At 38.0% G+C, this 26,207-nt stretch carries 19 protein-coding genes; 9 read left to right on the plus strand and 10 right to left on the minus strand.

Annotated features, from left to right (window positions below; all coding sequences use genetic code 11):
* Positions 1-1,258, minus strand: a 1,258-nt coding sequence (locus tag X939_RS0118715; RefSeq protein WP_025764811.1) for a hypothetical protein, incomplete at its 3' end; no start/stop codon positions are given.
* Positions 1,259-4,108: 2,850 nt separating this feature from the next.
* On the opposite strand from X939_RS0118715, the gene X939_RS0118725 reads away from it, so the two are divergent.
* Both X939_RS0118725 and X939_RS0118730 read left to right on the plus strand, forming a co-directional pair.
* Positions 4,109-8,140 (plus strand): hybrid sensor histidine kinase/response regulator transcription factor, encoded by a 4,032-nt coding sequence (locus X939_RS0118725; RefSeq protein WP_025764813.1) that lies wholly within the window; start codon positions 4,109-4,111, stop codon positions 8,138-8,140.
* Positions 8,141-8,343: 203 nt separating this feature from the next.
* Positions 8,344-8,991, plus strand: coding sequence for a response regulator (locus tag X939_RS0118730; protein ID WP_025764814.1), 648 nt, complete (start codon positions 8,344-8,346; stop codon positions 8,989-8,991).
* 164 nt (positions 8,992-9,155) lie between these two features.
* On the opposite strand, the gene X939_RS0118735 is transcribed toward X939_RS0118730, so the two are convergent.
* Complete coding sequence (locus X939_RS0118735) at positions 9,156-9,779, minus strand: LuxR C-terminal-related transcriptional regulator (protein ID WP_198034456.1); 624 nt, start codon at positions 9,777-9,779, stop codon at positions 9,156-9,158.
* Positions 9,780-10,572: 793 nt separating this feature from the next.
* A complete protein-coding gene (locus tag X939_RS0118740; RefSeq protein ID WP_198034457.1) occupies positions 10,573-11,502 on the minus strand; it encodes an MBL fold metallo-hydrolase in 930 nt (309 codons plus the stop codon).
* A gap of 132 nt (positions 11,503-11,634) precedes the next feature.
* Here X939_RS0118740 and X939_RS0118745 point away from each other — a divergent pair, with 132 nt between their 5' ends.
* Complete coding sequence (locus tag X939_RS0118745) at positions 11,635-11,928, plus strand: winged helix-turn-helix transcriptional regulator (protein WP_084299560.1); 294 nt, start codon at positions 11,635-11,637, stop codon at positions 11,926-11,928.
* A gap of 61 nt (positions 11,929-11,989) precedes the next feature.
* On the plus strand, positions 11,990-12,496 hold the full coding sequence (locus X939_RS0118750; protein ID WP_025764818.1) for a CinA family protein: 507 nt from the start codon (positions 11,990-11,992) through the stop codon (positions 12,494-12,496).
* Positions 12,497-12,565: 69 nt separating this feature from the next.
* Here the strand turns inward: X939_RS0118750 and X939_RS0118755 are convergent, their stop codons facing one another.
* The 6 genes from X939_RS0118755 to X939_RS0118780 form a co-directional block, all read right to left on the minus strand.
* Positions 12,566-13,030 (minus strand): hypothetical protein, encoded by a 465-nt coding sequence (locus X939_RS0118755; protein WP_025764819.1) that lies wholly within the window; start codon positions 13,028-13,030, stop codon positions 12,566-12,568.
* Positions 13,031-13,065: 35 nt separating this feature from the next.
* On the minus strand, positions 13,066-13,659 hold the full coding sequence (locus X939_RS0118760) for an SCO family protein (protein WP_229236106.1): 594 nt from the start codon (positions 13,657-13,659) through the stop codon (positions 13,066-13,068).
* Between the two features lie 52 nt (positions 13,660-13,711).
* Complete coding sequence (locus X939_RS0118765) at positions 13,712-14,323, minus strand: toxin-antitoxin system YwqK family antitoxin (protein WP_025764821.1); 612 nt, start codon at positions 14,321-14,323, stop codon at positions 13,712-13,714.
* Positions 14,280-15,029 (minus strand): YHYH protein, encoded by a 750-nt coding sequence (locus tag X939_RS0118770; protein WP_025764822.1) that lies wholly within the window; start codon positions 15,027-15,029, stop codon positions 14,280-14,282. The genes X939_RS0118765 and X939_RS0118770 overlap by 44 nt, the downstream gene beginning before the upstream one ends.
* 24 nt (positions 15,030-15,053) lie before the next feature.
* Positions 15,054-16,379, minus strand: coding sequence for a sulfatase-like hydrolase/transferase (locus X939_RS0118775; protein WP_052353501.1), 1,326 nt, complete (start codon positions 16,377-16,379; stop codon positions 15,054-15,056).
* A 1,816-nt stretch (positions 16,380-18,195) separates the two neighbouring features.
* The gene (locus X939_RS0118780; RefSeq protein ID WP_198034458.1) at positions 18,196-18,696 is read right to left on the minus strand and encodes a GNAT family N-acetyltransferase; all 501 of its coding nucleotides are present in this window, start codon (positions 18,694-18,696) and stop codon (positions 18,196-18,198) included.
* Positions 18,697-19,472: 776 nt separating this feature from the next.
* On the opposite strand from X939_RS0118780, the gene X939_RS0118785 reads away from it, so the two are divergent.
* The 4 genes from X939_RS0118785 to X939_RS0118800 all read left to right on the plus strand — a co-directional run bounded on the left by X939_RS0118785 (position 19,473) and on the right by X939_RS0118800 (position 24,645).
* Entirely contained in the window at positions 19,473-20,267 is a 795-nt protein-coding gene (locus X939_RS0118785; RefSeq protein WP_510185984.1) for a hypothetical protein, read from the plus strand.
* A gap of 184 nt (positions 20,268-20,451) precedes the next feature.
* On the plus strand, positions 20,452-21,303 hold the full coding sequence (locus tag X939_RS0118790; RefSeq protein WP_025764826.1) for a DsbA family protein: 852 nt from the start codon (positions 20,452-20,454) through the stop codon (positions 21,301-21,303).
* A gap of 22 nt (positions 21,304-21,325) precedes the next feature.
* A complete protein-coding gene (locus X939_RS0118795) occupies positions 21,326-22,270 on the plus strand; it encodes a DUF4249 family protein (protein WP_084299562.1) in 945 nt (314 codons plus the stop codon).
* A 23-nt stretch (positions 22,271-22,293) separates the two neighbouring features.
* Positions 22,294-24,645: a TonB-dependent receptor gene (locus tag X939_RS0118800; protein ID WP_084299564.1), complete on the plus strand. Its 2,352-nt coding sequence runs from the start codon at positions 22,294-22,296 to the stop codon at positions 24,643-24,645.
* Positions 24,646-24,741: 96 nt separating this feature from the next.
* Here the strand turns inward: X939_RS0118800 and X939_RS0118805 are convergent, their stop codons facing one another.
* Positions 24,742-24,954, minus strand: coding sequence for a hypothetical protein (locus tag X939_RS0118805; protein ID WP_025764829.1), 213 nt, complete (start codon positions 24,952-24,954; stop codon positions 24,742-24,744).
* A 416-nt stretch (positions 24,955-25,370) separates the two neighbouring features.
* Between X939_RS0118805 and X939_RS0118810 the strand changes: the two genes are divergently transcribed.
* Complete coding sequence (locus tag X939_RS0118810; protein WP_229236107.1) at positions 25,371-26,192, plus strand: plasmid pRiA4b ORF-3 family protein; 822 nt, start codon at positions 25,371-25,373, stop codon at positions 26,190-26,192.
* Positions 26,193-26,207 lie beyond the last annotated feature (15 nt).

Raw genomic sequence — 26,207 nt, forward strand, 5'->3', positions numbered from 1 at the left:
AACCAGCTCCAGCACTGGCTGTGATGCTATAAGAAGTCCCACTTACTCCACCTGTTATTACTCCTGTATTAGAAATAGTCAATCCTGAGGGTGATGACGAGTAAGTGTAACTTGAATTATAATTGCTGATTGAGTGAGACGATGCAGAAGAACAGGAAGCCGCAGTAGTATTAATACTAGGAGTAGGAGGATTCTGCGCCGGAGTTTGAGTAAAGGAAGCACTAGAGGTACATCCCATACTTGAGGTAGCAGTGATAATATAATTGGTTCCATTTACAGCATTCTCAATCTCTCCTGTTGCCGAAAATATCAAGCCCGAAGGGACTGAAGAATAGGTATAATTAGGATTGTATACATTAAGAGTATGTTTCGAGTCTGACGTACAGGTGGCAGGGGCCGTCACTCGTGCCACCGGAGCCAAAGGAGTAGGATACGCATCTTGCTTCGTAAAAGTGGCAGAAGTTGCAGAACAACCAGCTCCAGCACTGGCTGTGATGCTATAGGTTGTTCCGCCTACACCTCCAGTGATAACCCCGGTACTAGAAATTGACAAACCTGAGGGTGATGAGGAGTAAGTGTAGCTTGAATTATAATTGCTGATTGAGTGAGATGATGCAGTAGAACAGGAAGCCGCAGTTGTGCTGATAGTGGGAACAGCAGGGGTGGTACAAGCCGGAGTAATGGATTCAGAGCAAATAACTAACAAACTATAGGGGCTACTCGGATTACGTGATCCAGAGACACTAGCTGTAATCCGAAGTTGCTTAAATGGAACTGAACTTGAAACCCTGATCCTTGCAGATGCTAAATTCGATCCTGTTAAGGTGGCTCCAGAAAGACTTGCACCTCCACATAACTGCGTGGCAGAATATACCAGAGGACGTCCCTCAGGTGAATTAAAGGTGATCGTCTCTGGACTTCCATCCCCAATTTTCCCTATATCTAGGGTAATACTGGTAATAGACTGTCCAAAAGTTAGGGTATAAGCGGTAGGTCGTACCTGGCCTTGTCCAAAACCTTCGCCTGTCATATTAAAACTTTCGCCTGAACTTACAGTTCCACAATAATTAGCACTGCGATGAACTTGTAGTACTCCTTCACCATTTACAGCGGTCACATTAACTCCAGTAGCGGAAGTTCCCGTAGTCATATGTGTACAGGTTTGGGCAAATGTCTCAGTAGTATTGCACAGTAATGTGGCCATTAACAGCAAAATAACCAGGAATTTGGTCTGATAAATTTTAAAGATAGTATTCATAAAATGTGTATTAGATGTGATATTAAAAATGTGTGGTTGTCTATTCTGAATCCTTAAGTTCTTTTACCTTCGTTTTTTTAGGTTTTCGATATCCAGGAAGTATTCAAAACGAAGATTAGCTCCGAATTTCAACAAACAGGCCAAGACATGCAGCCCAATTAAAATTAGATCAATGGTAAGAGTAGATATTATTAATACTCATTAAGAAAAGTGTTTTAGTGTTGAAAATTTTTGATAATTGTTTCATCCCAGCTCGAGATACTTCGACGACAAAGACAATAATGTTGGCTCGGAATCAGATACTTGAAATTTGGGATTATGCTCTTTTGTTTAGTTCATATAGTAGTGTAGTAATATATAGTGATTATTGATTTTAAATTAGGATTGCATGTGTTGTTGAGAAAAAGAGTGAATCTATATCTGCGATCTCTTCCATATCCCATTCATAATAGTCCTGTGGCCCTATTTTGCGGTTACCGATAGTTACTATCGCAGAGAATCCTATGAAAAGAGGAGCTTTTCTAGATGCGCTCTTAGGAAAAGTGATGGTTAATTATTAAAAGAATAGTCTCTCCCCAGGGCTGGAGAACCCGAGAAGATGGAATTTTTTTTGTGTGTGTATAATGAATCATATTAATCTTATTTTTTATGTACTTTATTAATATTTACTTATCACAGAAAAGTAGTTACCCTATCCCAGAATCCTAGTTCACCCTCGTATACGTACACAAATAATTCTTCAGAAATATCTGGTAACTAATATTTCAGAATGCTCCATTCTCATAAACTCATTCTATTGATTACATTATATGGACTATATTACATTCACCGTATATTACAAATACACCTCTGCTTATTGGCCTAACTATAGGCGGTCGCTAGGCGGTCGCTTCAACAAAATATTAGTATGATGTAGTCACTAAATCGAATAAATTTAATGATACAAATATAAAGCTATCACAAGTAGGCCATGAGGCACTAATTGATCTAAAAAGGGTGAGAAAATTGAGTAGACAGATGGCAAGGGTAAGAAAATAACATGAACTTCATAGGCATTTTCTAACTGATTTATATGGGACATATAGTTCTATTAAGTCTGATTATTCGTCAAATGAGAACGGTATCCCAAACTGTAAACCATGCGATGGGGAAGCATTTCAAGTTTCTAAATCGATAATTTGACGCTAAAATTGAGGATATTGAAGGTAGTCATCTGTCATTAAATGTTTAAAGCTTCCCATCTTACTAGAATTTATGTTAGTATTCTCATAGAAATTATATAAGTATCGACAGAAACCCAGTTTTTCATGAGATCGGCTAAAATATAACCCTCACCATTTAAAGGTTGACTGATACAGCCCCCCATTCATCTTTCGGATTCCAATAAGGAAGATTTAGTAACAGTTTTGAAAATGAATGAAAACACTCCATCGAGAGCTCAGTCCATCAAATGGAATTTGCATTCAATTAAATCCTTACACTATACAGCACTTCATGGAAAAATTATAATATTGAGATTCCAATTTACCGGTCAATATGGAATTGACCGGAATAGGTACAAAGTATTCGTACCGGAGAAGCAAAGAGACTATGACGCAAAATTCTAGCATAACACCTGGGTTCTGACATTCTTCCTCACTTAGGAAATCAATAGTACAGAAACAGGATTATAATTATGATCCATTCTTTTCACTTATAGTAACAGATGATTCGCTGTGCTTTGGTGGAGGGATGCGAGGTAGAGTAATACTATTGTAAGCTCCCCTGTTTTAATACCTGACAACTAAAGTTGAAAATTGTCTAATAATACTTCATATAGAAATAGCCAATTATCAATTTAGCGACCTTTTTAATTATGATATAACCATTAACTTGATCTAATTAATTGATATCATAAACACCCGCAAATAGTGAAGGAATAGATTACTATCGTAATAGATAGTATAGTAATTACTCCACCAAACGTCCTTCCCCATAATTTTAGAGAAAATCATCTAAATGTGATCGTTTTATGCCAATTTATAGCACACATTTCAATCCAACCCCCCTTTTTGAACGATCCAACCCCCTTATGTTAACCATGTAAATATCAAATTTGCAAAACAAAAATTGAAAAAATTGGATAGGTACTAGGAAACAAATCCTATTCAAAAGGTAACATAAAGTAAAATAGAAAACCATTACTCCCAAATTCCTTAAGTCAGGTCTGAAATAGTGGTTTAGGAAATTTGGAACTAAATAAATCAAAACACATTGTATCCCTATGTTCTTTCTGATGGATATCCTGCTATTTCTAACTGCAGAAAGTTCCGAATATCTTAAATATATGCTTAAACCCGGCACATCAACTTATAAACCCGGTGGAAGATCAATATTCAATCAAGTACGATACACCTATTTTTCAAAGTTGGAAAAATATTTGATTGTATATTTCAATGAATTAATTACACCTAAACCAGATGCGTTATACAATTTAGGGGTTGATATATATTTATCAAAAGAATCGAATATATTCGAGAAAGAAAATTCTGTTACTCAAATTCAAGTGCAATATTATACAGCATTAATGACTATATAAAAGCTTAACATGTCATTAAACTTTATAAATTCTTACAATATCACAATCTGAACTGGTAATAATCTCAAAACCAGAGGATTAGATTCTAGTTAAGTTCAGTAGAATTTACTCTCCAACTAAATACCATCTATAAAATGAGAGTGACTTTATAAAGATGAAAAGAAAGGCTGACCTTTTAAGAATAAAGTGAGAGTCAAGATTCAGTCCATATGTCAGGGCTCTAGTTTTGAAAAGCATTATTACACTTCACACCGATATTACATACTTTATTCATGACTAAAACCTCTATCCATAAAATAATATTTCAGGTTGTCTTTGTATGGGCTATTGGCTATGCCATTCCAGCAAATTCCCAAAAACCGACTCGTTTGGTGAAGACAAAGAACATACAGAGTGATAATGGCAAAATATTTGACACTGTGGTCTCAATAGCCAGCGACAGCCTAGGATTCCTTTGGTATGCCACGCCTTCTGGATTGTATAGGTACGACTCCCATCAATTTCGAAAATTCGATAAAAGTGATGGCCTGTATTCGAATTATGTTAAACGCCTATTCACCGACAGTAAAGGGGATTTATGGGTAGGTACCTATAATGGATTGAATCGCTTCGATACCAGTTTGTCAAAATTTGAAAAATATATCTATGATGACCATCTGAAAAATGGTTCAGCTCCAAATGATGTATTCAGTATCCATGAAGATAAGAGTGGAAAAATATGGGTCGGTACGGTAAGCGGTCTGTATAAATTAAATGATAGAAAAACTGGAACCTTTATAAAAAAGATGTCCAATCAAGCCGTTTTTAGTATTGCCTCTAATAGTAATGGTGAACTATGGGTAGCCTCGGAAAGAGGACTAGTAAATATGACTATCGATGGGATAACCTTGGCAACCTATCAAAATGAACCCCACAATCCTAAAAGTCTCAAAAGTAATATGGTAAAGGCGGTCTATGTTGATCCAAATAATACGCTTTGGGTAGGAACATATGACGGAACGGTCAGTAGATTCAACAGAAAAGAAAAAACCTTTAACCATATAATAATTCCTGATCCAAGTCATAATTTTCAGAGTTTCGAAGTTAATACTATCACGAGCGGAGCACAGGGATCTCTATGGGTTGGGACAAACAATGGAGCATATAACATTAATATATCGACTAATCATTATAATCATTATATCAAAAACCGAAGCGACTCAAAGGCTATTAGTGAAAACTATGTCTATTCGATCTTCGATAATGAACTTGGGCAAGTATGGGTGGGTACCTATAACTATGGAATAAATTTATTAGAAAGACCACATGTATTCAACTTTTTCCCTGAGGAAGCAGATAAAAAGGATTCAGATATAGGCGTAGTCAATTGTTTCACCAAGGATAAAACTGGAAACTGGTGGGTAGGCACAGAATCTGAGGGGATTAGTGTCATTGACGGCAATACAAAGCAAATCAGACCTATTCCAAAAATAAATCAGATACTGGGTTCCAATCGAGTTTTTACCATCTTTCCAGATAAAGATGGAAAAATGTGGATTGGCACTTATACCGGAGGCTTATCCCAGTTTGATCCAATAAATAAATCTTGGAGAACTTTTAGACATAATTCGGACTCGACATCCATATCATCTAACGACATACGTTCTATCCTTAGAGATAGTAAAAATCGACTTTGGATAGGAACTTCTTCGGGAATTGATCTATATAATGAAAAAAACCAAACCTTCCAGCATTATTTCCCAAGAAGTAAAAATCAGTACACTTTCACCATTTTTGAGGATTCTAATAAAAACATTTGGTTTTCTACTCAAAACGGAAGCTTCTATCTGGATCATAATGATAAAGTCCGGCCTGTAAGGATATTATCCCCAATAAGTAATGTACCCGATTCTCAGAACTATGCCCTTTGCTTCCAAGAGGATCTCTCTGGAAATATTTGGGCAGGCACCTTCAAGGAAGGACTGAAAAAATTCAACCCATTAAGAGGAGCATTCGAAAGCTACAAAGGTGTGAAAGAACTTACACAAGGGAGTTTAAGCGCTATACAAGTAGATAGGGCTGGGAATCTATGGTTGGCATATCTACACTCCTTGAAACAATTGAATATTAATAGCAACCGTGTGTTCACCTATTCCAGTTCAGATGGAGTATACAATAGTGCTTATAACTGGAATGCTAGCTGGAAGGACAATACATCTGGAAAACTATACTTTGGAACATCAAATGGCATTTTATATTTCAATCCGGCGGACGTTCAAATCAATCAAGTAAAACCAAAGGTTATTCTCACTGAACTGGAAATAGACGGACAAATAGTCCTTCCAATGGATAGTACCAACATCCTGGAAAAATCGATAGCATTCACAAGTAGGATTGATTTAGAGCATACCCAAAATTTTATAACCATAGACTTCGCTGTTCTTAATTACTTACGATCGGACAAAAATCAATTTTCATATAAACTTGAAGGGGCCGATTCTAAATGGCGACCGTTAAGCAAACCGTCAGTAACTTTCAATAATCTATTACCTGGTACTTATACCTTATTCATCAAGGGTGCCAATAATGACAATACATGGTCTATTCCCACTTCCTTAGAAATCGTCATTAAACAACCATTTTGGAAACGATGGTGGGCTATTGTCATTTATGCATTCCTTTTAATAGGTCTTATACTACTAATTGTGCGCTTTTTCTGGATACGAATGACTTTTCGCCAGGCAGCAATAGCCCATCAAGCCAAGCTGGATTTTTTCTCTAATATATCACATGAGATACGCACCCATTTAAGCCTGATATCAGGGCCGCTCGAAAAGATTCTTGAAATCAGAAAGGATGATTACAAAATTGCTCCCTTCCTTATTATCGCCAGAAATAATACTTCCCGGCTAACCTCCCTGGTAGGCGAACTACTTGATTTTACCCGCATAGATGATAAAAAGTTAAAATTAAAAGTAAGTGAATACGAGGTGGTCAGTTTTATGAAGAATGCTCTTTCCGTATTCGATCACCTCTGCCAGGAAAAAGGAATTACGATTACGCTTAAATCCAATATGGATTCCATCTATATATGGGCTGACCAGTTTCAGCTGGAAAAGGTGGTATATAATTTGCTTTCAAACGCTATAAAATATATAGATCGTGGAGATAATATAAAAATCCGAATAGAACAGTTGGAAAAAACTGTAAAAATTGATGTTATAGACAATGGACTCGGTATATCAGCCAAAAATCTTAAATACATATTTGAAAATTACTTTCAGGTGGCCGACGAATTGGGTAAAAATTCCGGCTATGGCTTGGGCTTAGCCCTTTCAAGAAAAATCATAGACCTTCATCATGGAAATTTAAAGGTGAAGAGTATACCAGCCACCCACGATTCCCTGGGGTATACATGTTTTTCCATCATTCTATTAAGAGGGAAAGAGCACTTCTCAGAAGCCGAGTTAGTCGAGAATCAATCAGTCAACCAAGTTAATGTTATAGCGGGGTCGCATAAATCATTATCCGAAATAGACGAAAACGATACAGACAATGACTGGATTAAAGAACAATCGATTCTTATTGTCGAGGACAATCCTCAATTACGCGATCTCCTCCGACTTAGTCTACACCAGACGTATAGAATTTATGAATGTGAAGATGGGGAAGAAGGTTTGCAGCGTGCATTAGAGATTTTGCCAAACATCATTATTAGCGATGTTATGATGCCGGGCATGAACGGTCTTGAGCTGTGCCATGCAATAAAAACCCATATCACTACCAGTCATATCCCCATCATTTTATTGACGGCAAAAGCTTCTAACGAAGATATTCAACAGGGCTATCATCACCTGGCAGACCACTATATCGTCAAGCCTTTCTCCATGATAGAATTAGAATTAAGAATCAGGAATATACTGAATCATAATAAAATACTGCATGAAAAGCTAAACCATCCATCCAATGGGTTGTATTATGAAAATGTGCGAATGAACAACATTGATCAAGACTTTCTTGCAAAAATGGCCTCGACTATTGAAGAAAATCTGACAGATCCGCAGTTCAATGTCATAACACTTTGTAAAAATATCGGGATAAGCAGGCCTGTACTTTACAGAAAAATCAAGGCACTTACAGGTATGTCTATCAATGAGTTCGCCAGAACCGTAAAATTAAAAAAAGCAGCTTGCCTCCTTCGCACAACTAATTATAATGTAAATGAAGTATCTGAATTGGTTGGATTCAGTGATAGAAAATATTTTAGTAAAGAGTTCAAAAAAATGTTTAAAATGAATCCATCGGAGTATATTAAAGTACCATAACGGCAAACAACCTTTAAGAACCAGATGGAGATTTATAATCTCCTCCGTTGCCGAAAATACTATCCGGTCTGTTTCTGGCGGGATTCGTGCACGTTGAACCCCTATTCTGGTGGTTCGAATATTCTTTCGCTGATTCACCGGATCGAATAAATAATTAAAAATTCATACATAGACTACATCCCTTACAACAAACTATAGAAATCATGCCCAATATATTAATTGCCGAAGATCATACGCTAATACGCATGGGTATCAAAATGCTTGTTAAAGAGGTATTAGGTCTCAGTTGGTTGGTTGATTTTGCTGCTGATGGAAGAGAAGTGAAGCAGAAGTTAAGTGAAAAATCATATGAAATGCTGATAACCGAGATTAATTTACCAAACACCAATGGCTTAGATTTGATTTCCTCCGTACTTTCAGCTTTACCCACATGTAAGATCCTTATCCTTAGTCTTAATAATGAAAGTGTTTTTGCTCACAGATTTTTAAAAATTGGAGCCTTAGGATATATTCAGAAATGCAATTCGGACGAGGAGCTAAAACGGGCCATATACCATATCAGCATGGGAAAAAGATACTTTACCGCCAACCAGGCCCAAGAGTTTTCTACTGCGTTTTTAAGTAATAATATTCTGAACCCATTTGAAAAACTTTCTGAACGAGAATTCGAAGTTGCCTTATTACTATTAAATGGCAAGAGTGTTTTAGAGATATCCAATAGCTTATCGATCTGCGTATCGACAGTAAGTACCTATAGAGGAAGAATTTTCGAAAAACTCAGGGTAAATAATCTAATTGATTTTTATAATCTGGCACTTAAAAATCAAGTTATCGTGAATCATTATAACTAATAACTATTTACGGAGAGAATATCATACCTTTCAAAACCTTAGCTATTAGCTAAAGGAACCAGATTACACTCCTTGGATTCCATTAAATGGGCTTAACCAACCACAGTATAAAAATTACTACCGTAAGGATTCCCTCTACGGTAGTAACCAACGAATCAACCTTGCTAACTTAACTTTTGACCTAAACTAATTATATTATCTACTTTCATTTTCTTGAAAATATTCATTTTGATAGTGCTAATGGTAGACACTTTTCTATTCAACATCTTAGCGATTTCAGTGGTTCGCTGTCCCTTAATCAAATAACCAGCTATCTCGCTTTCTCTTTTGGTTAAGCTATTCTCTGATTTTACATGATAAACCCTTTCCATTGCAGCTTCATTGCGCATCAACAGATAAAGCAAATCACAGCCAATATAGGGTTCGCCTTTTTTTAATTTTTCTATGCAGGACTCTAACTCCAATAGTTCATCTTGTTTGGAAAGATATCCCACAATACCGAGTTGAAAATATTTAGGTACCATTTCCGCTACAATCTGATCGTCATAGACAATTATTGAAGAATGAGGATAAAATCGCTTTATAAAACCAAGAATCTGTAGATTGGTTATTCCCTTTTGCTGACCTATAGAAACAATAATTAATTCGGGATTTTCATCTTTGAATTTTTCATAGAATGAAATCATACAACTGCCCTCCAAAGGGTTGGTAATTCCTGCCCTATTCTGTAGGACATTTTTAATCCCTGAACGTGTGATCGGATGTTTATCGATAATAGCAACTTTCATTTTAGTTATTATTTGGCGGACTATAAAACCATCTCCCAGATACATTTTGTCATGAGAGGATATTTTCTAAATTCCAGGTGAAAAAATAATGATTCTACATACGATAATTTTTTACAATGACCCTCACCTCAGAAGTAAATCATTACAGATTTGACCTTCTTTTTGGATTGTGGTCTGATTGTTAAATTATGATAGACAAACTTAGACTAAGTAGTCTCTGGATAAAATAGCTAAGCAATTACCCTGCTGTAGTTTTTGAGCTACAGGTCTCATCCTGACCAAATTGATTGGTATCACCGTACAATATTTGAATATACTTCCACCTATTAAAGCACATCGGGAATACATTGGGATTTAACCTCAATCCAAATAATTTTCTCCTATTTAAAACCAAAAAAGGTTAGAACCTCACCTCAGTTTCTAACCTTAACAATTCATTACGCTATCCTTAAATTTCGACCGGCTTTCAGATTCAGTGAATTCCAGATCATTGATAATGGCCATTCGTTTTTCTAACTAACAATTCTCGTCGAACTCTCAGTTTTCATTCCCATTGAAGCGAATCCATTGCCCCTTTAGCGTCCTGCCATTTATATTCAAAGCGCACCGCAAGTCTGATAGAGGTATAGACCCACTAATCTTAAAAATTCGACCTTGCACATGTGCACTTTCAAACAGAAAATATACCTGGCTGGCCTCATATTCCTCTATAAAGAATTGTCTGATAAATTGTCTTAAATCCTTTTTATGAACCTAAATTACCTTCAGGAGTTTTGTATTGCTGTATGATATTTCAGAAATGTGGTTTGGGAAAGTGCAACCATTCATAGCCCTTTTCGCTACGGCGAACCCACCCTATACCTGGAAACTTTAAATGCGCACCTGCCACCAGAACAGCTTTTTGAGCCATACGAGCATACATTTTTGTTCTCTGCATTTTACCCTTTTCCATGTCAATATCGTAGGTATCATCCAGTTCAGGCAAAACAAACTGTATTGCATCAATGTGAACCAGGTCTCCCCAGAAAATAATTTTCCGGCCTTTACTTTGGAGTTCAAAAGCGGAGTGGCCTGGTGTATGACCGGGTATTGAAATTGATCGGAACCCTGGGAGTAGCCGTGAAGAGCCCTTAAAGGTTTCTATCCTATTACCGTAAGCAGCAAGTATACTTTGTTCCTTTAAGAAAAATTCCTTTGCATCGCCTTCCATTCCCGACAAATAGGCACTGTTCATCCAATAGGCGTACTCTTTCTCATGTAAATGTAAGGTCGCATTGGGGTAAACGACTTGGCCATTCAGCGTTAATCCTCCGGAATGATCGGCATGCACATGCGTTAGATAAATATCAGTAATATCTTCTGGACGATATCCAGCTAATCTTAAACTTTGCGTTAGCTTCCCAGCTGAGGGTATATCCAGAAAATCACCAGCCCCCGTATCGATTAATAACCGTTTCTCCTCCCTCACAATCAGATAAGCGTTTACCGGTATATCCACCGGATTCCTTATACCAGATTTTTCTAAAAGGTGGACAATCTGACCAGGTTCTTCTTCTCTGAATAATTTTTGAGCATCGGTGGAAACAATACCATCAGAAAGTGCTATCACTCTAATGTCGCCCACATAAAAGGAATAAAAATTAGCCTGTTCCTGTGCATGGACATTGAACATGACAATCTGGATCATGAACACCAGTAAGATAGATGCTTTATTACTTTTCATTTTCATTAATATTTATTTGATTTTGCAAAAAAAATAAAACAAACCCGGCTCTAATAGGGCTAAAAGAAAGTCTAGTAACCTTTAAGTAACCAGAAAATGAATAGAGAGATTTTCATATGTAGTAATTGCCCGATGACCAGAACTATGGCCACGATCGGGACTAAATGGAAGCCCATTATTATATACGCCCTGGGAAATCGTACATTAAGATTTGGGGAACTTCATGTTCGAATCGATACCATTTCCCGCAAGGTACTTACCGACCAGCTTAGGGAATTAACAGAAGACGGTATCATTCAAAGAAGCCCCGCTCAAGACAGTTCCCGAAAAGTAGAATATCGCCTGACTGAAAAGGGACTGGCCCTGCTACCCATCATGAATATGCTTACGGAATGGAACCTTAGATATAATGAGTCCGAGATTTAGAATAATATTACATCTGGCAAACTTTTTATAGATATAAAATCAAACCATATCAGAGATTATCATGCCTTCAGAAATTGTTTTACGGTGCAGCGAGGCTTTAAAAAATAGGGAAATGTGCCTAGCCTTTGCAGAGAGTGCCACAGCGGGCCGGATGGCATTTGAGTTCTCGCTCTGCCCTCAATCTGGCAGCATACTCAAGGGGGGGCTTGTGTGTTATGATGCCAGCGTAAAAACGGACGTATTAGGCCTGGATCCGGAATTGATAGAAAAATTCACTCCCGAATCGGCTGAAGTAACGCAGGCCATGGCCCACCGGCTTCAGTATCTGATTCCCTCTGACATACAGGTGGCAGTTACGGGACTGACTACCCCGGGAGGGAGTGAAAATAAAGAAAAACCAGTGGGTACCATGTTTCTTCATATCATCCTCAAGCACCGATCCATTGCCCAAAAAGTCGCTTTCCATGGAAGTCCCGAGGAGATGGTGCTACAAACCATCGATCTTCTGGCGTATACTATTCTTCAGGCCCTGGAAACAAATGTGCCCCACTCCACTCTGGAATCCTGAAAGAGATAGGGTAGGCTAATGAAAACTCAAAATTCACGCTACCAAACCCGTATGGCAAAGTGCATTTGCTCATTCCCATTGTATAAATATCTTCATTAGGTCGTCCGATTTTCCGTCCGTTTTAGGAACTGCTTTAAACCCTAGATTCAAAATCAATGGTTGTTTATCCACCACACCAAATGCTAAAACCTTAAATTTAAAATTATTTCCACGTCGAAGTTCATATTGCTTACCAGTAAAATATCCACCATTCGAAACGAAACTTACAGCACTTGTTTTACTGTATTTAAGCTGGTCTTCGAACTGTCGAATAATTTCCTTTTCAATACCTTGCTCCACCATTTCCTTTGATAAGTAAAGCCATTGTGCAGAGAAAAAATCGCTTTCTATTGAATATTCGTCTTGGGCAGTATAATTTCCTGGGACTAGTATTTCAGTATTCACATATTGCACGCTTTTTATTTCAGCCTTTTGGCCAAAAATATTTGAAATGCTACAGATCAGAATAGCGCTTAACATCATTTTTTTTATCATTATCTTTTATTTATGGCAGCATATAAATGCCCCGGCTACCGCTCTGATTGATTAGTAGTATCAGACTTGAGTGTATTAATATCTTCGATCAGTTGTTCAATTTCCAATTGCAAAGTACCATTATAAATCCCCCTGATTCTTTTTGATTTGTCAACGAGCAAAATATGCTCTGTATGCAAAAAATCGGTGCTGTCTTTGGAAAAACCCAGGTCTTCTTCTGCAAAATACGATTGTCGGGCTAAGGTATATATTTCACTTTTGCTTCCCGTTAGCAAATGCCAATTATTGGCGGTAATTGCGTTTTCCTCTGCATACTGTTTTAGGCGAGATACGGTGTCCATCCATGGGGTCACACTAAAGGATAGCATCACCACTTCATTATTATTTTTAAACACCTCCTGCACCATTTTCATATGCTTTGTCATCACCGGACAGATGCTACCACAACGGGTAAAAATAAAATTGGCAATATGAATTTTACCCTCAATATCAGCATCTGTAATTTTATTCCCATGCTGGTCTGTCATCCCGAATGCAGCAATTTGATGAGTAATATTCTCAGTCGCATCCTTATCGGATGTATAGAACTGAGGAGTAAAATCCGGTGTATTATAATAGGGAAGCTTCATTTCACTATGCTCAGAAGAACAGGAAAACAAAGTTACACAAAGGATGGTCAAACTAATTTTTGAAAACGCTGTCCGGTACATTTATACAATTTTTTGTTCCTAATAATCCATAACGCCGACCATCTTTAATGATGTAATTGGCTTTTATTTTACCGTTGTCATACCACCACTGCTGGGCTCCTTCCTCGTGTCCAGCTTCATAGTTCATCTGTTTTGTCAACAAACCCTCTTCGTTCCATTCACGGCATGTTCCGGAATACTCGTCGGATTCAAAGAAGTAGTGTAATTTCTTATTTCCGTTTTCCCACCACCCGAGCAATTCACCCGTTTTCAAGCCATTGGCAAAATGTCTCTTTTCTTTTAGTATATTTTTGGGATAATACTTCCTCCATTCACCGTCTTCTCTGCCATTTCGGTAACTGGAAATTTCAGCAGTGTCACTGGTCTCCGGGTAGTATGTTAGCAGTATACCGCTAAATAGGCTGTCATTTTCATACAATTCTCCATTTCGCATGGTAATATGGGCCGAATCGGCGTTCACGATTTCCAGCGGAGTATTATTACTTCTTTCATTGGCACTACAGCGCAGCAATGAAAAAAGTAAAGTCAGGAGTAAAGCCTTAATTACTAACCGTTCCGGGCGTACCATAATATCCGCTTCCATTGATATAGGGGTCTGTATTCGTTATATGATAATGATAGATGCCATTTGGGTAATCTTCTGTGGCAGTGGTATGCCCATGATATGCATCCAAGCCTGTTACAGCAGCACCATTTTCTTCAGGCCCGTAGACAGGAAAACCGTCCAGCAAGAAACCCATTAAGGCAGACTTATTGGCTTTGACCGTCGTAAGGTATGTGGGCTCTACATGGTAGTGGTAGCGACTCCCTCCATCTGGATGTCCCCAATATCTATCAAAGCTTTGAATTTCATTAGTAAGGGGTTGTGCCGGTCCTGCATACTGATTATAAAAAGGAACTCCATTAATTGAAACCCCTATTGGCCCCAGGGGCGTAGCGGCATGGTTGTTGGCTTTTGTCGGATTCAATGGTATTTTGAATGTATAATTCTGAGAACCTATCGTATTTGGATTTTTTTTAAACGATACCCCGCCAAATGTAGTGCCGCTAAAAGCCTCATACATATTGCTGCTGGTGGAATAGTAAACACTTTTATAATCAGGCATTCCGTTTGTTTTGATGGTGATGTAGGTACCATCAGACGTTAGGCTGCTGGCCCCATATATTTTTTCATACACGGCAGGAACAGCATTTGTTGTTTCAGTAACTGGGGCATCATCATTCTTACAACTTCCATTAAGAAAAAGGGTAGCTATAAAAATAAAAGGTAGTAAGATCATTGATTTCATAAATTCATGGGTTTTGTCGACTGATTATAGACTTGACTTTATATTACTTAGCGCCTCCAGATTTTGTTGCGCCTCAGTGTCTAAAGGTTCAAGCATTAAGTTGATTGTTTCAAATGGATCCGTACTTAGCTTGTACAGGTATTCTGTTCCGTTTTGAAGTTTAATGTATTTATATTGGTTATTGCGCAAGGTATAGCCATCGTTTCTGGAAGGAGAATTCCCAAAAAATTCACTGTAATTATAGGTTCTCTTAGCAGCTGATGCGTTGGTAAATAGTGGTTTTACGCTTATTCCGTCAAAATAACTGGTATCGCCTATTCCTGCAATATCAGCAAAAGTTGAAAACATGTCCGGCGCTTGCACCAATGCGTTCTCTATTGCATTTTTTCTCGTTACATTTTTTCCGCAAACGATCAGTGGACAATTGATCCCTCCTTGATATAGCGTGCTCTTTGCCCTTCCAATATAGGGGGCTTGCGCCACCTGTGTTGGCGTACCATTATCGCCTATGATCATAAAAACCGTATTCTCTCTTTGAACTTCACTCATGGAAGCGATCATTCTGCCAATTTCTTTATCCATGGATTCAATGGACGCTAGGTAATACGGAAGTGGATTTGCATTCACATCGGACTGATTATTGGATAAAGACTGGTCCGTTATCAAATCCAGGGGAGGTCTGTGGAAGGGGGTATGGGGTGCATTAAAGGCAAGCCATAGGAAAAATGGTTTGGTTTGTTGCTCCATCCAGTTTATCGACTGATTTACAAAATGGGTGGTAGCATAGGTAGTAATATTTTGCTGAGCACCGTTGGTGGTTTGGGTCCAATTATAATAGTCGTTGACCATGCCGATCATGATACCGCTAAAATACTGAACACCAAGGCTTTCTGGTGCCGTAAGATTTACCCCTCCACTCACATGCCATTTTCCGATTACTGCATTGCTGTATTTATTGTCGGTCTTGTCGCTGATGTATTTTTGAATGATCATTTCATCTTCTGACAAAACTTGCCCTGCCGAGCCCACTCCTGTTCTGAAACCATACTTCCCCGTAAGCAATGACGCTCTCGTTGGAGAGCACTCTGGGCTAGTCCAAAAATTGGTAAATGTAATACCACTGCCGGCCATGGAGTCTAATACAGGCGTATTTGCCTTTACACTATTGATACCGGGCGCATTTCCAAATGCATCCCAACCCATATCGTCGGCGATAATAAAGACAATATTTGGCGAGTCATCCAAAACATCTCCTTCTTGGTCTATGGGCGTTTGTTTACAAGAGGCTGCTCCCAATACAAAAATTAGTAAAACTGAAAGTGGAATTATAAGTAGCTTCTGAGTCATCATCAAAAATATTTGTTCGATAGACCTTCTGAAGAGCTTAAGGTTTAAACTTGAGGGTATTTATTCTTGCCCAATGCTCAACTCGTCGACCTTAAGGTCGCTAGTGTGTCGGTTTTATTGAAAAAGTTTTTAGATTTATTCTATAATCATTTCATCCCTCCGGGATTCTACGCCTTTTGGTACTGGTTTGATTCTATAATCATATCATCCCTTCGGGATTTTACGCCTTATGGTACTGGTTTGATTCTATAATCATGTCATGCTTTCTGGATTCTACGGCTTTTGGTGCTGGGTTCATTCTATAATCATATCATCCCTTCGGGATTTTACGCCTTATGGTACTGGTTTGATTCTATAATCAATCATCCCTTCCTGGATTCTACGGCTTTTGGTGCTGGGTTCATTCTATAATCATATCATCCCTTCGGGATTTTACGCCTTATGGTACTGGTTTGATTCTATAATCATGTCATGCTTTCTGGATTCTACGGCTTTTGGTGCTGGGTTCATTCTATAATCATATCATCCCTTCGGGATTTTACGCCTTATGGTACTGGTTTGATTCTATAATCATGTCATGCTTTCTGGATTCTACGGCTTTTGGTGCTGGGTTCATTCTATAATCATATCATCCCTTCGGGATTTTACGCCTTATGGTACTGGTTTGATTCTATAATCATGTCTCATTTTAAAAGGTTACCAACCAAGCTGGAAGGTTGTTTTATCGGCGGGTTGTATTGAACCACGAAGTGGTGTAATGATTATAGCCATATCGAATGGCAATGTTTAGAACCCAGAATGGGTGACATTATTGGCCTATCCGTACATCTTTCGGGATTTTACGGCTTGCATTGCTGGTTTGATTCTATAATCAATCATCCCTTCGGGATTCTACGGAATGGATTTTAGTTTGGGTTTATTTTCCTGTCATTTTAAAAGGTTACCAACCAATCTGGAAGGTTGTTTTATCGGCGGGCCGTATTGAACCACGAAGTGGTGTAATGATTATAGCAATATCGAATAGAAATGATCATAACCCAGAATGGGTGACATTATTGGACCATCCGTACATCTTTCGGGATTTTACGGAATGGATTTTAGTTTGGGTTTATTTTCCTGTCATTTTAAAGGTTACCAACCGATCTGGGAGGTTGTTTTTTCGGCGGGATGTATTGTACCACGAAGTGGTGTAATGATTATACCAATGTCGAATGGCAATGTTTAGAACCCAGGATGGGTGACATTATTGGACCATCCGTACATCTTTCGGGATTCAGTGGCTTGCAATGCTGGTTTGATTCTATAATCATATCATCCCTTCGGGATTCTATGGAATGGATTTTAGTTTGGGTTTATTTTCCTGTCATTTTAAAAGGTTACCAACCAATCTGGAAGGTTGTTTTATCGGCGGGTTGTATTGAACCACGAAGTGGTGTAATGATTATACCAATGTCGAATGGCAATGTTTAGAACCCAGGATGGGTGACATTATTGGACCATCCGTACATCTTTCGGGATTCAGTGGCTTGCAATGCTGGTTTGATTCTATAATCATATCATCCCTTCGGGATTCTATGGAATGGATTCATCTTTCGGGATTCAGTGGTTGGGATTCCTGATTTGATTTGTCCTTAACTGCTTAATAATAAGGGAGCAGCCACATCACTTACGATGCCTTATCGAAGTGAGCGAAACTCCTTACAAAATCAGCATTAGGTCTTGCAAAGAGATGAGCAGCTCTCCTTCCACTGCCGCTACAGCTTCCCCAAACCCTTAACGATGTCTGAAAATCAAATAATCAGGAAGCATCATAGCCTCTTTATAGGTCAAGTTTATAGAGCCCATATCGTTTTCCTAGCCGCTGTTCAATTTCTCTTAAAATTTTAAACCCAAAACTTTCATAAAGATGTCGTGCTTTTTCCATAAACTCTGAGGTATGAAGAGCGATTGTCGTTTCCCCGCTTTCTTTCGCTTTATCAATACACATCGATATCAATGTTCTACCAATTCCCTGCCCTTCAAATGCGGGATCCACAGAAACGAAACGGATATAGCACCATTCCTTAAGATATAGGTCTGTTGGATTTCCATTCGGAACCAAAAAAGCCATTCCTACAATAGGGTCATTGTCGACAATTCCAAGAAAACAAGTTGATTGCTCCAATAGTCTTTCGAAAGTCGCATCGTTTGATACCGTTTCCTGTAATGATCTCCAATTAGAATCGGTCAATTGTGTTTGATAAGGTGACCAAGATTTAATCGCTAAGCCTTTCAAGCCTTGCAAATCTCCCATTGTCCCTTGTCTGTAAGTTATATTCATAATTGATCGTCCTAAGGCATAGTGTCGGTCCATAACTACCATCAAAATATTTTGGTTACGAAATTTGGAAATGAAATGATGCACTAGACTGTCAGTCTATAACCATATCCAACAATAGCGGGGTATTTGGCAATATCAGGCTAGTACCCTACCTAAAGCTGTGCCTTATTTCATATTCTGTCAAAAAACACATCGGTCTCAGAGGCTAGTACCTGTTATCAAAAAATGGTACCAAAGTTAACGCAACAGTAGTACATCATTAGTAAAATAGAAAACATTTGATCGTATAATAATTTACATTATGTTATGTTTATTAAAATCGCATTACAGGCTAATAGTTTAACTAAAGCATATCATTGAATACCATTATAAATCAATTTTTACTAAAAAAAACTTTTAATAAAGTAATATTAACAGCTTCTGAAAGTTTATGTTTGTGTCCAACTATCAACCTAAAAGTTTTTGGTTCTTAAATGAGAAGATTCTTTATCTCCTTTAAGAATCAAAGACTTAAAGTTCCATCTCTTAAAGTTTAAAGGAGCACTCGTCGGCCCCAAAGTGCTTGACTTAAAAAAATTTTAACTATTCAAACCGATTTAAGATTATGAAAAAAAAGATTTGTACCTGCGCTTATAATAAGTATTGCAATTATCTCTTGTGATTCACCAGGAACCTCATCTCTGAATGAAGTTCTATTAACTTCAACTCTCAATAAAATTGAAACTGCGTATTTAGAAGGAGCTCATAAAGATGAAGCTACCCCAAGCGATGGATTAATTACATTTGCATCTGAAAAGGAACAAGAGGCTGTTCAAAAAAGCATATCTGATTACTATAAAAATTTAGAAACTAGATATAGGATTGCATCAGACTTCGACGGCTATGCAGTAGGTGTTGTACCTGATACCGATTATTGTGGCTCGGAAGAAAGAATTAGATATTATATGGATAATGAAGATGGAGGGAATAGTCATCCAGAAGGTTCATGGCAAGGAGCATGGACCATTGATGGAAATGCTAACTCTTGGCATACAATATGTAAAGTAGATGGACGATTATTCAAATTTTTACATTTAACACCTAGTACAGCGAATGGCGGGCCTTATAATAGATCGACAAACTATGCACTAATTAGGTTAGGAAATTTACCACCAATACAAAGGTATTTTAATGATCCATTCATTTTATACCACGATAATGAAGATTCAAACAATAAGAACCTTAGTCAATCGGGTCAATCGGGCAGTAACAGCTATCTAAATAGAACTACCCAAGGAACTACTTTACAATTCTGGATTTCTTATGGTAATAACAATAGGTGGTCAGACGATCCAGCTTACATGCATGAATTTCCGAGTTTAGGTTTTGAATATGGTGTATTTGGTACGGAAATGGCAAGGCAATCTTCGGTTCTAGCAAATGGTGCACTATATATAGATGATGAAAATAGAAAGAATGCGAATTCATTTAAATATCTCAATATTGATCAGACACCTTTGCCAGGCCTTGGCGTAGACCGTACAACTATTGGCCCTTCAGATACTTATTATCGCTTTATGAAGGTGCGATAGTCAATGACATGTTTTTTTTAGGGCCTTAGAATTTTATTAAATCAATGAATAAAGGAGTTATTTTAACATTTTCAATTCTTTTGTGCTTTGGCTGTAGGCAGCAATCATCAGAGAGGATGGTTGCTGCTGAAGTAGATGGTAAAAAGATATACTTACATGAAATAGAATTGAAATTCAGAATACGTTGTATGAATTCTTATTTTCTATTTTTAAAGTAAGAACAATAGCTTTGGAAGATAGGATCGAAAATATACTTTTATCAAGGGAAGCGAAGGAGCTGAATATAACAACGGATAGCCTATTATCCTTTCGTATTTTACAAAGTAAAATTAGCTATTCATTAGAGCAGTTTATTGATAAAAATGGTCTAAAATCTGGAGTTGTCAGATCCGAACAGCCATTTAGGCTAATTCCATTGGATACTAAAGAAGGGCAGGATGTGCTAGCAGATACTTATAAAATGTATGTAAGGAATGAGTATCTCAAAGAATTGAAACAGAAATACCGGGTAAAGATTCATTTAAAACCGCCATTGACACCTACATTAGACATGTCTGGTCTTGTATCTAATTCACGTGGCAACACCAAGTCTGATAGATCTATTTGGATTATATCAGATTTCTCCTGTAGTGCTTGCCGTGAAAACCATAAAGGATTAGAACGGGTTTTTAATGAACTACAGGATGATTTTCATTTTAAATATGTAAGCTATTCAGCAGATATTAACCCAGAAATTAAATTCGTAGCATGTTCCGCCAAACAAGGTAAATTTGGCCAAGCATATAATCTATTATTTGAATCGGCTAGTAATGGCGAAATGAATTGGGATAAACTAGGTTCCCAAATCAAAATTGATACCGCTGCGTGCCAAGCTTGTATGAATACTTTTGATGAAAAACCATTTATAAACAATATTGCTCGGCTACAAGAGCTTAATATTGTAAGTACACCAACTGTTGTGATCGACGACAGGATCTATTACGGACAATTGACATTAACAGCCATTGAGAAGTATATTGAAGATACCAAAAAGTAAGAATACACCTTATCCATTATGTATGATGCGTTTCCACGTAAGGAATTATATGCTTTTCATTGGCTTGTTGACCTCACAATCGTGTATAAAGAATGTCGACTTAGATCTTAAACAAAGTCAGCAAGATGAAGTATTGGTAATTGATGGCCAGTTTAATAATTTGAATCTTGGTAATTACGTAAGGCTAACCCGTACCAGACCTACTAATAGTATCTCTGAAGTACAGCCTGTTGTCAATGCATTCATCACCGTCTCCTCTGCTTCGGGTGAAATTGATACGCTTATAAGCGAAAAGTTATTAAAAAAAGGAGAATATGACACCCTTTTTGAAGGATACTATTATTCCAAAAAGATCAAATACAAAGTGGGTGAAACTTATCACCTGGAAGTTTTAGTAGATAAAAAACGATATCAAGCAACATCTACCATGCCTGCTGTACCTGCTATCGACTCAGTAAATGTTTTTTATGATAAAAATGCCAATTCAGGTGAAGCGTTCAAATATCTGCCTTTATTAAGTTTTCACGATCCCAGGCCAGATAAAAACTATTATATGACTCAGGTTTGCTGGGTTGGTTACTCCTTTTGGCCAGATGACACCTATACGCTACCCGCTTCCCTTCCATGCAGTTTCAGAGGTAATCTTTGGAATGTTGCCATAATTGCAGACACTTATTTACCTGAATATGTCAAAGATTTAGATTTTTCTGTGGGCACTTCCCCAAACCCCAATCCTTTAAAATGGCTTGGACCCAATCAATACATGGCTTACCTCTTTTCCCTTACCCCTGAAGCCTACTCCCATTACGAAGCATTAATCAAAAGTATCACCAGTGATGGTGGTGTATTCTCGCCTACTCCTGCAAATGCCCCTACCAATATAGAAAGTGACTATCCAGTTGCTGGTTTTTTTAATACCTCTGGTGTTTCATCTAAATTTTTTAGAGTAAATCCAGTAACAAAATAATTATAACCCTATAATTAAGTAAAATGAGAGTAATTATTGCATTGCTGTGCATATTATCTGGATCATATGCGTTTGCACAAAATGTAAGAATGAGTGGTAAAGTGTATGATATAACATCAGGAGAAGTATTACCACAGGCAAACTTATATGTGATCGATAAAAATATATCGCATGTAACTAGTAACTACGGGTTTTATTCCATAGAACTTAATCCGGGAAAGTATTTGGTGAGTGTGTCTTATGTTGGATACTTAACGGATACTATAAACGCAGTACTCACAGCCAATAAAACAATAAACATGGGCCTAAAACCAGCTGATAACCAATTAAATGAGGTCATTATTGTGGCCAATAATAAAATAGTAAACACTGAAATTCCTGGCAAAAATAGTTTATCTGTCAGTCAGATTAAAAATATGCCAACCCTTGGAGGCGAGGCTGATATCTTACAATCCCTGCAATATTTTCCTGGCGTGCGCTCTGCCGTCGAAGGAACAACTGGCTTATCCGTTCGGGGAGGTTCATTTGATCAAACCTTAATAACGCTGGATGATGCTCCGGTTTATAATGTGAGCCACGCATTAGGATTTTATTCAACTTTCAATCCTGACGCTGTAAAGAATGTTGATATTTATAAGGGCTTAATACCTGCACAATTTGGGGGACGATTATCTTCAGTGGTCGATATTCGTATGCGTGAAGGTAATGACCAAAAATTCAAAGTTTCTGGTGGAATTGGTTTGATCGCAAGTCGACTCACGGTGGAAGGGCCAATTATCAAAAACAGATCCTCCTTAGTAATTTCCAGTCGATATAGCTATGCAGGATCTATTGTAAACATAGCCGAAAACCTCGCAAAATCACTAAATCTAGGTGGTTTCAAGTATTTTCAGGGAAATAATAAAATCAAATTCTTTGATTTAAATGCCAAGGTAAATTGGAAAAGTAAGAATGGTAAGGATCAGATTTATTTCTCTAATTACTCAGGTGGAGACTGGTTCCAATTTTATGTCTTAGTGCGAGGCACCTACACCAAATGGAATAACCAGACAGCAACACTCAGATGGAATCATATCTATAGCCCAAAGCTCATTTCCAATAGCACCATTTATGTAAGTCAATACCACTATGACTATAGCTTGGTGAACGACAGAAGAGATTTTGCCTGGAAGGCTGGATTAAATGAAATTGGTCTCAAACATCAATGGGATTATTTTGTCAAAGGCAATGCTACTTTAAAATTTGGCTTGGATATTAGTAGAACCAAGATTGACCCAGGCTCAATAACTCCAAATTCGGACTCCTCATTAACAAAACCCTTTTCATTGAACACCAAGCGGACGATTCAGTCGGGCCTACATATTGGTATCAATAAACCCATAACATCCAACTTGAACACCTATTTAGGTATAAGATACAGCATGTACGGCCAATTGGGTCCAGGCGTCAATTACCTATATTCCAGAGATTATATCCATGTTACTGATTCAGTGAATTTTGTTGCTGGTAAGATTCAAAATTTTCGTTCAGCAATTGAGCCACGTTTTTCCTTAGCATATTTACTTTCCGAAAGGGACAAGCTGGACTTGTCGTTCAGCAGATCGACACAGTATTTTCACTTATTGAGCAATTCTGCTGCTGGACTACCTACTGATGTTTGGTTTCCCTCAAACCAGAATATTGCCCCACAGAAGGCTAACCTTGTTTCGTTAGGTTATCACCATAAGGTAAATGCATATAATTTATCAGCCGAAATATATTTCAAAAAGATGAATGGTGTAATTGATTTTATTGATAATGCGGAAATGTTTTTAAGCCAACAGGTAGAAACGCAATTGAGAACAGGTTCTGGCCGTGCCTTTGGCCTGGAGACGTTTTTTGAAAAACAAGTGGGGAAATTAACAGGATGGATCACCTATACCATTTCAAAAACCGATAGAAATATAATCGGCATAAATCAAAATAAAACCTATCCTACCCGTTTTGATCGACGTCACAGTTTTTCTGTGGTTACGAATTACAAAATCAGCAGAACATTGAATTTTTCAATGGATTTTCAATACAACTCAGGTGCAGCCGTTTCATTGCCAATAGCCAATTATGCCTATCAAAATGCTACTTTTAACTATTATAATGGACGAAATGGCTTTCGGCTACCTGCATTTCATAGGTTAGATTTTCAGTTAAGTATCTTAAAACAAAAAAGGCATGGAGAAAGACGATGGGTAATCGGTGTTTATAACGCATATAACCGCAGAAATTTGTTCTCTGTTGAAGTGCAGCCTGCAGATTATCAATATTTTAAATATTCCAATATAACGGCCATTTCTCTTTATGGTATTGTTCCTTCGTTAGGATATAATTTCAAGTTTTAGTAAATCCGGTTAAGGAGTCTATAAGGATGTATAACAAGGATCAACTGTTTCACTTATAGCTTTATTCTATCGTCCTTGTTGCAACCCCAATAGAGTTTACCTTTTCTTTAGATTTTCCATAAATCGGAGATCCAGAAACAATAGGGAGTTGTGCAGATGCTGACAGGCGGCGATAATAAAGACAATATTTGGCGAGTCATCCAAAACATTGCCTTCCTGGTCTATGGGCGTTTGTTTACAAGAGGCAGATCCCAACACAAAAAATAGTAAAACTGAAAGTGGAATGATAAGTAGCTTCTGAGTCATCATCAAAAATATTTGTACGAGAAGAGCTGGAGGTTTAAACTTGAGGGTATTTATTTTTGCCCTATGCTCAACTCGTCCACTTTGAGGTCGCTAGTTTGTCTGTTCTATTGGAAAAGTTTTTAGGCTCGGGTTGCTGGTTTGATTCTATAATCATATCATCCCTTCTGGATTCTACGGAATGGATGTTAATTTGTCTTTATATTCCTGTCATTTTAAAAGGTTACCAACCAATCTGGAAGGTTGTTTTATCGGCGGGTTGTATTGAACCACGAAGTGGTGTAATGATTATAGCAATGTCGAATGGCAATGTTTAGAACCCAGAATGGGTGACATTATTGGCCTATCCGTACATCTTTCGGGATTCAGTGGCTGGGGTTGCTGGTTTGATTTGTTCTTAACTGCTTGAATCCTTGGATCAGATGGAGCCTAGGCCAGGAGAAAATCTCCTGTCCTTCGTGTCAATCTTTGTGGTACTAAGTAACCACAAAGGCTACGAAGAAGACACAAAGGACACGATGGATGAAAATGTAAGGAAGCAGCCATATCATTTACGGATCCTTACAGAAGTGAGCAATACTCTCTACAAAATCAGCACCAGTTCTTGCAAAGAGATAAGCCAATTTTTTATTTTTCTACTTAAATTGCAGTTCAATTCAAACACAGATCCCATGGCTTTTCAGTTCAAAATACAACTCAAAAATATATCCAAACCTACCGTATGGCGCAGGGTGGTGGTTCCTTCAGAATACACCTTCGAGCAGTTCCACGAGGTGATCCAGGTGGCTTTCGGCTGGGATATGTACCATCTGTTTCAATTTAATTCTCCTGGCGGCAGAAAAGATTCGGTGACGATCGGATTGGTGGACGAAGAGTTTGACGACTGGGACGAAGAAAAGCTCGACGCTTCGGAAACGGCACTTTCCGATATTTTTGAAGAAGAAGGCCAAAAATTTAGCTACGTATATGATTTGGGTGACGATTGGGACCACCAGATAACCCTTGAGGCTATCGTAGACGACACATCAGCAACCCCTACCCTGTTGGACGGCAAGGGCGCCTGTCCTCCCGAAGATTGTGGAGGAGCTCCCGGGTATACGCGTTTAAAATCTATCTTGGCCGATCCTAAGCACGAGGAATATGCCAGCATGAAAGAATGGTTGGGACTGCCTCTGGACATGCACTTCAACCCGAACGAGTTCGACTTGGAAGACCATCAGGTGATGGTCTCGGAGGTGGAATAATCCCCTAAGAGGACC

Origin of the sequence: Dyadobacter tibetensis Y620-1 (assembly GCF_000566685.1) — a bacterium.
Classification (GTDB): Bacteria; Bacteroidota; Bacteroidia; order Cytophagales; family Spirosomataceae; genus Dyadobacter; species Dyadobacter tibetensis.

Excerpts from the sequence above, each read along its gene's own strand:
- X939_RS0118775 (WP_052353501.1), bottom strand. The coding sequence starts at position 16,379 with ATGATGACTCAGAAGCTACTTATAATTCCACTTTCAGTTTTACTAATT.
- X939_RS0118755 (WP_025764819.1), bottom strand. The coding sequence starts at position 13,030 with ATGATAAAAAAAATGATGTTAAGCGCTATTCTGATCTGTAGCATTTCA.
- X939_RS0118800 (WP_084299564.1), top strand. The coding sequence starts at position 22,294 with ATGAGAGTAATTATTGCATTGCTGTGCATATTATCTGGATCATATGCG.
- X939_RS0118735 (WP_198034456.1), bottom strand. The coding sequence starts at position 9,779 with ATGAAAGTTGCTATTATCGATAAACATCCGATCACACGTTCAGGGATT.
- X939_RS0118730 (WP_025764814.1), top strand. The coding sequence starts at position 8,344 with ATGCCCAATATATTAATTGCCGAAGATCATACGCTAATACGCATGGGT.
- X939_RS0118780 (WP_198034458.1), bottom strand. The coding sequence starts at position 18,696 with ATGAATATAACTTACAGACAAGGGACAATGGGAGATTTGCAAGGCTTG.
- X939_RS0118740 (WP_198034457.1), bottom strand. The coding sequence starts at position 11,502 with ATGAAAAGTAATAAAGCATCTATCTTACTGGTGTTCATGATCCAGATT.
- X939_RS0118760 (WP_229236106.1), bottom strand. The coding sequence starts at position 13,659 with ATGAAGCTTCCCTATTATAATACACCGGATTTTACTCCTCAGTTCTAT.
- X939_RS0118765 (WP_025764821.1), bottom strand. The coding sequence starts at position 14,323 with ATGGAAGCGGATATTATGGTACGCCCGGAACGGTTAGTAATTAAGGCT.
- X939_RS0118750 (WP_025764818.1), top strand. The coding sequence starts at position 11,990 with ATGCCTTCAGAAATTGTTTTACGGTGCAGCGAGGCTTTAAAAAATAGG.
- X939_RS0118795 (WP_084299562.1), top strand. The coding sequence starts at position 21,326 with ATGATGCGTTTCCACGTAAGGAATTATATGCTTTTCATTGGCTTGTTG.
- X939_RS0118770 (WP_025764822.1), bottom strand. The coding sequence starts at position 15,029 with ATGAAATCAATGATCTTACTACCTTTTATTTTTATAGCTACCCTTTTT.
- X939_RS0118725 (WP_025764813.1), top strand. The coding sequence starts at position 4,109 with ATGACTAAAACCTCTATCCATAAAATAATATTTCAGGTTGTCTTTGTA.
- X939_RS0118805 (WP_025764829.1), bottom strand. The coding sequence starts at position 24,954 with ATGATGACTCAGAAGCTACTTATCATTCCACTTTCAGTTTTACTATTT.
- X939_RS0118810 (WP_229236107.1), top strand. The coding sequence starts at position 25,371 with ATGGAGCCTAGGCCAGGAGAAAATCTCCTGTCCTTCGTGTCAATCTTT.
- X939_RS0118745 (WP_084299560.1), top strand. The coding sequence starts at position 11,635 with ATGACCAGAACTATGGCCACGATCGGGACTAAATGGAAGCCCATTATT.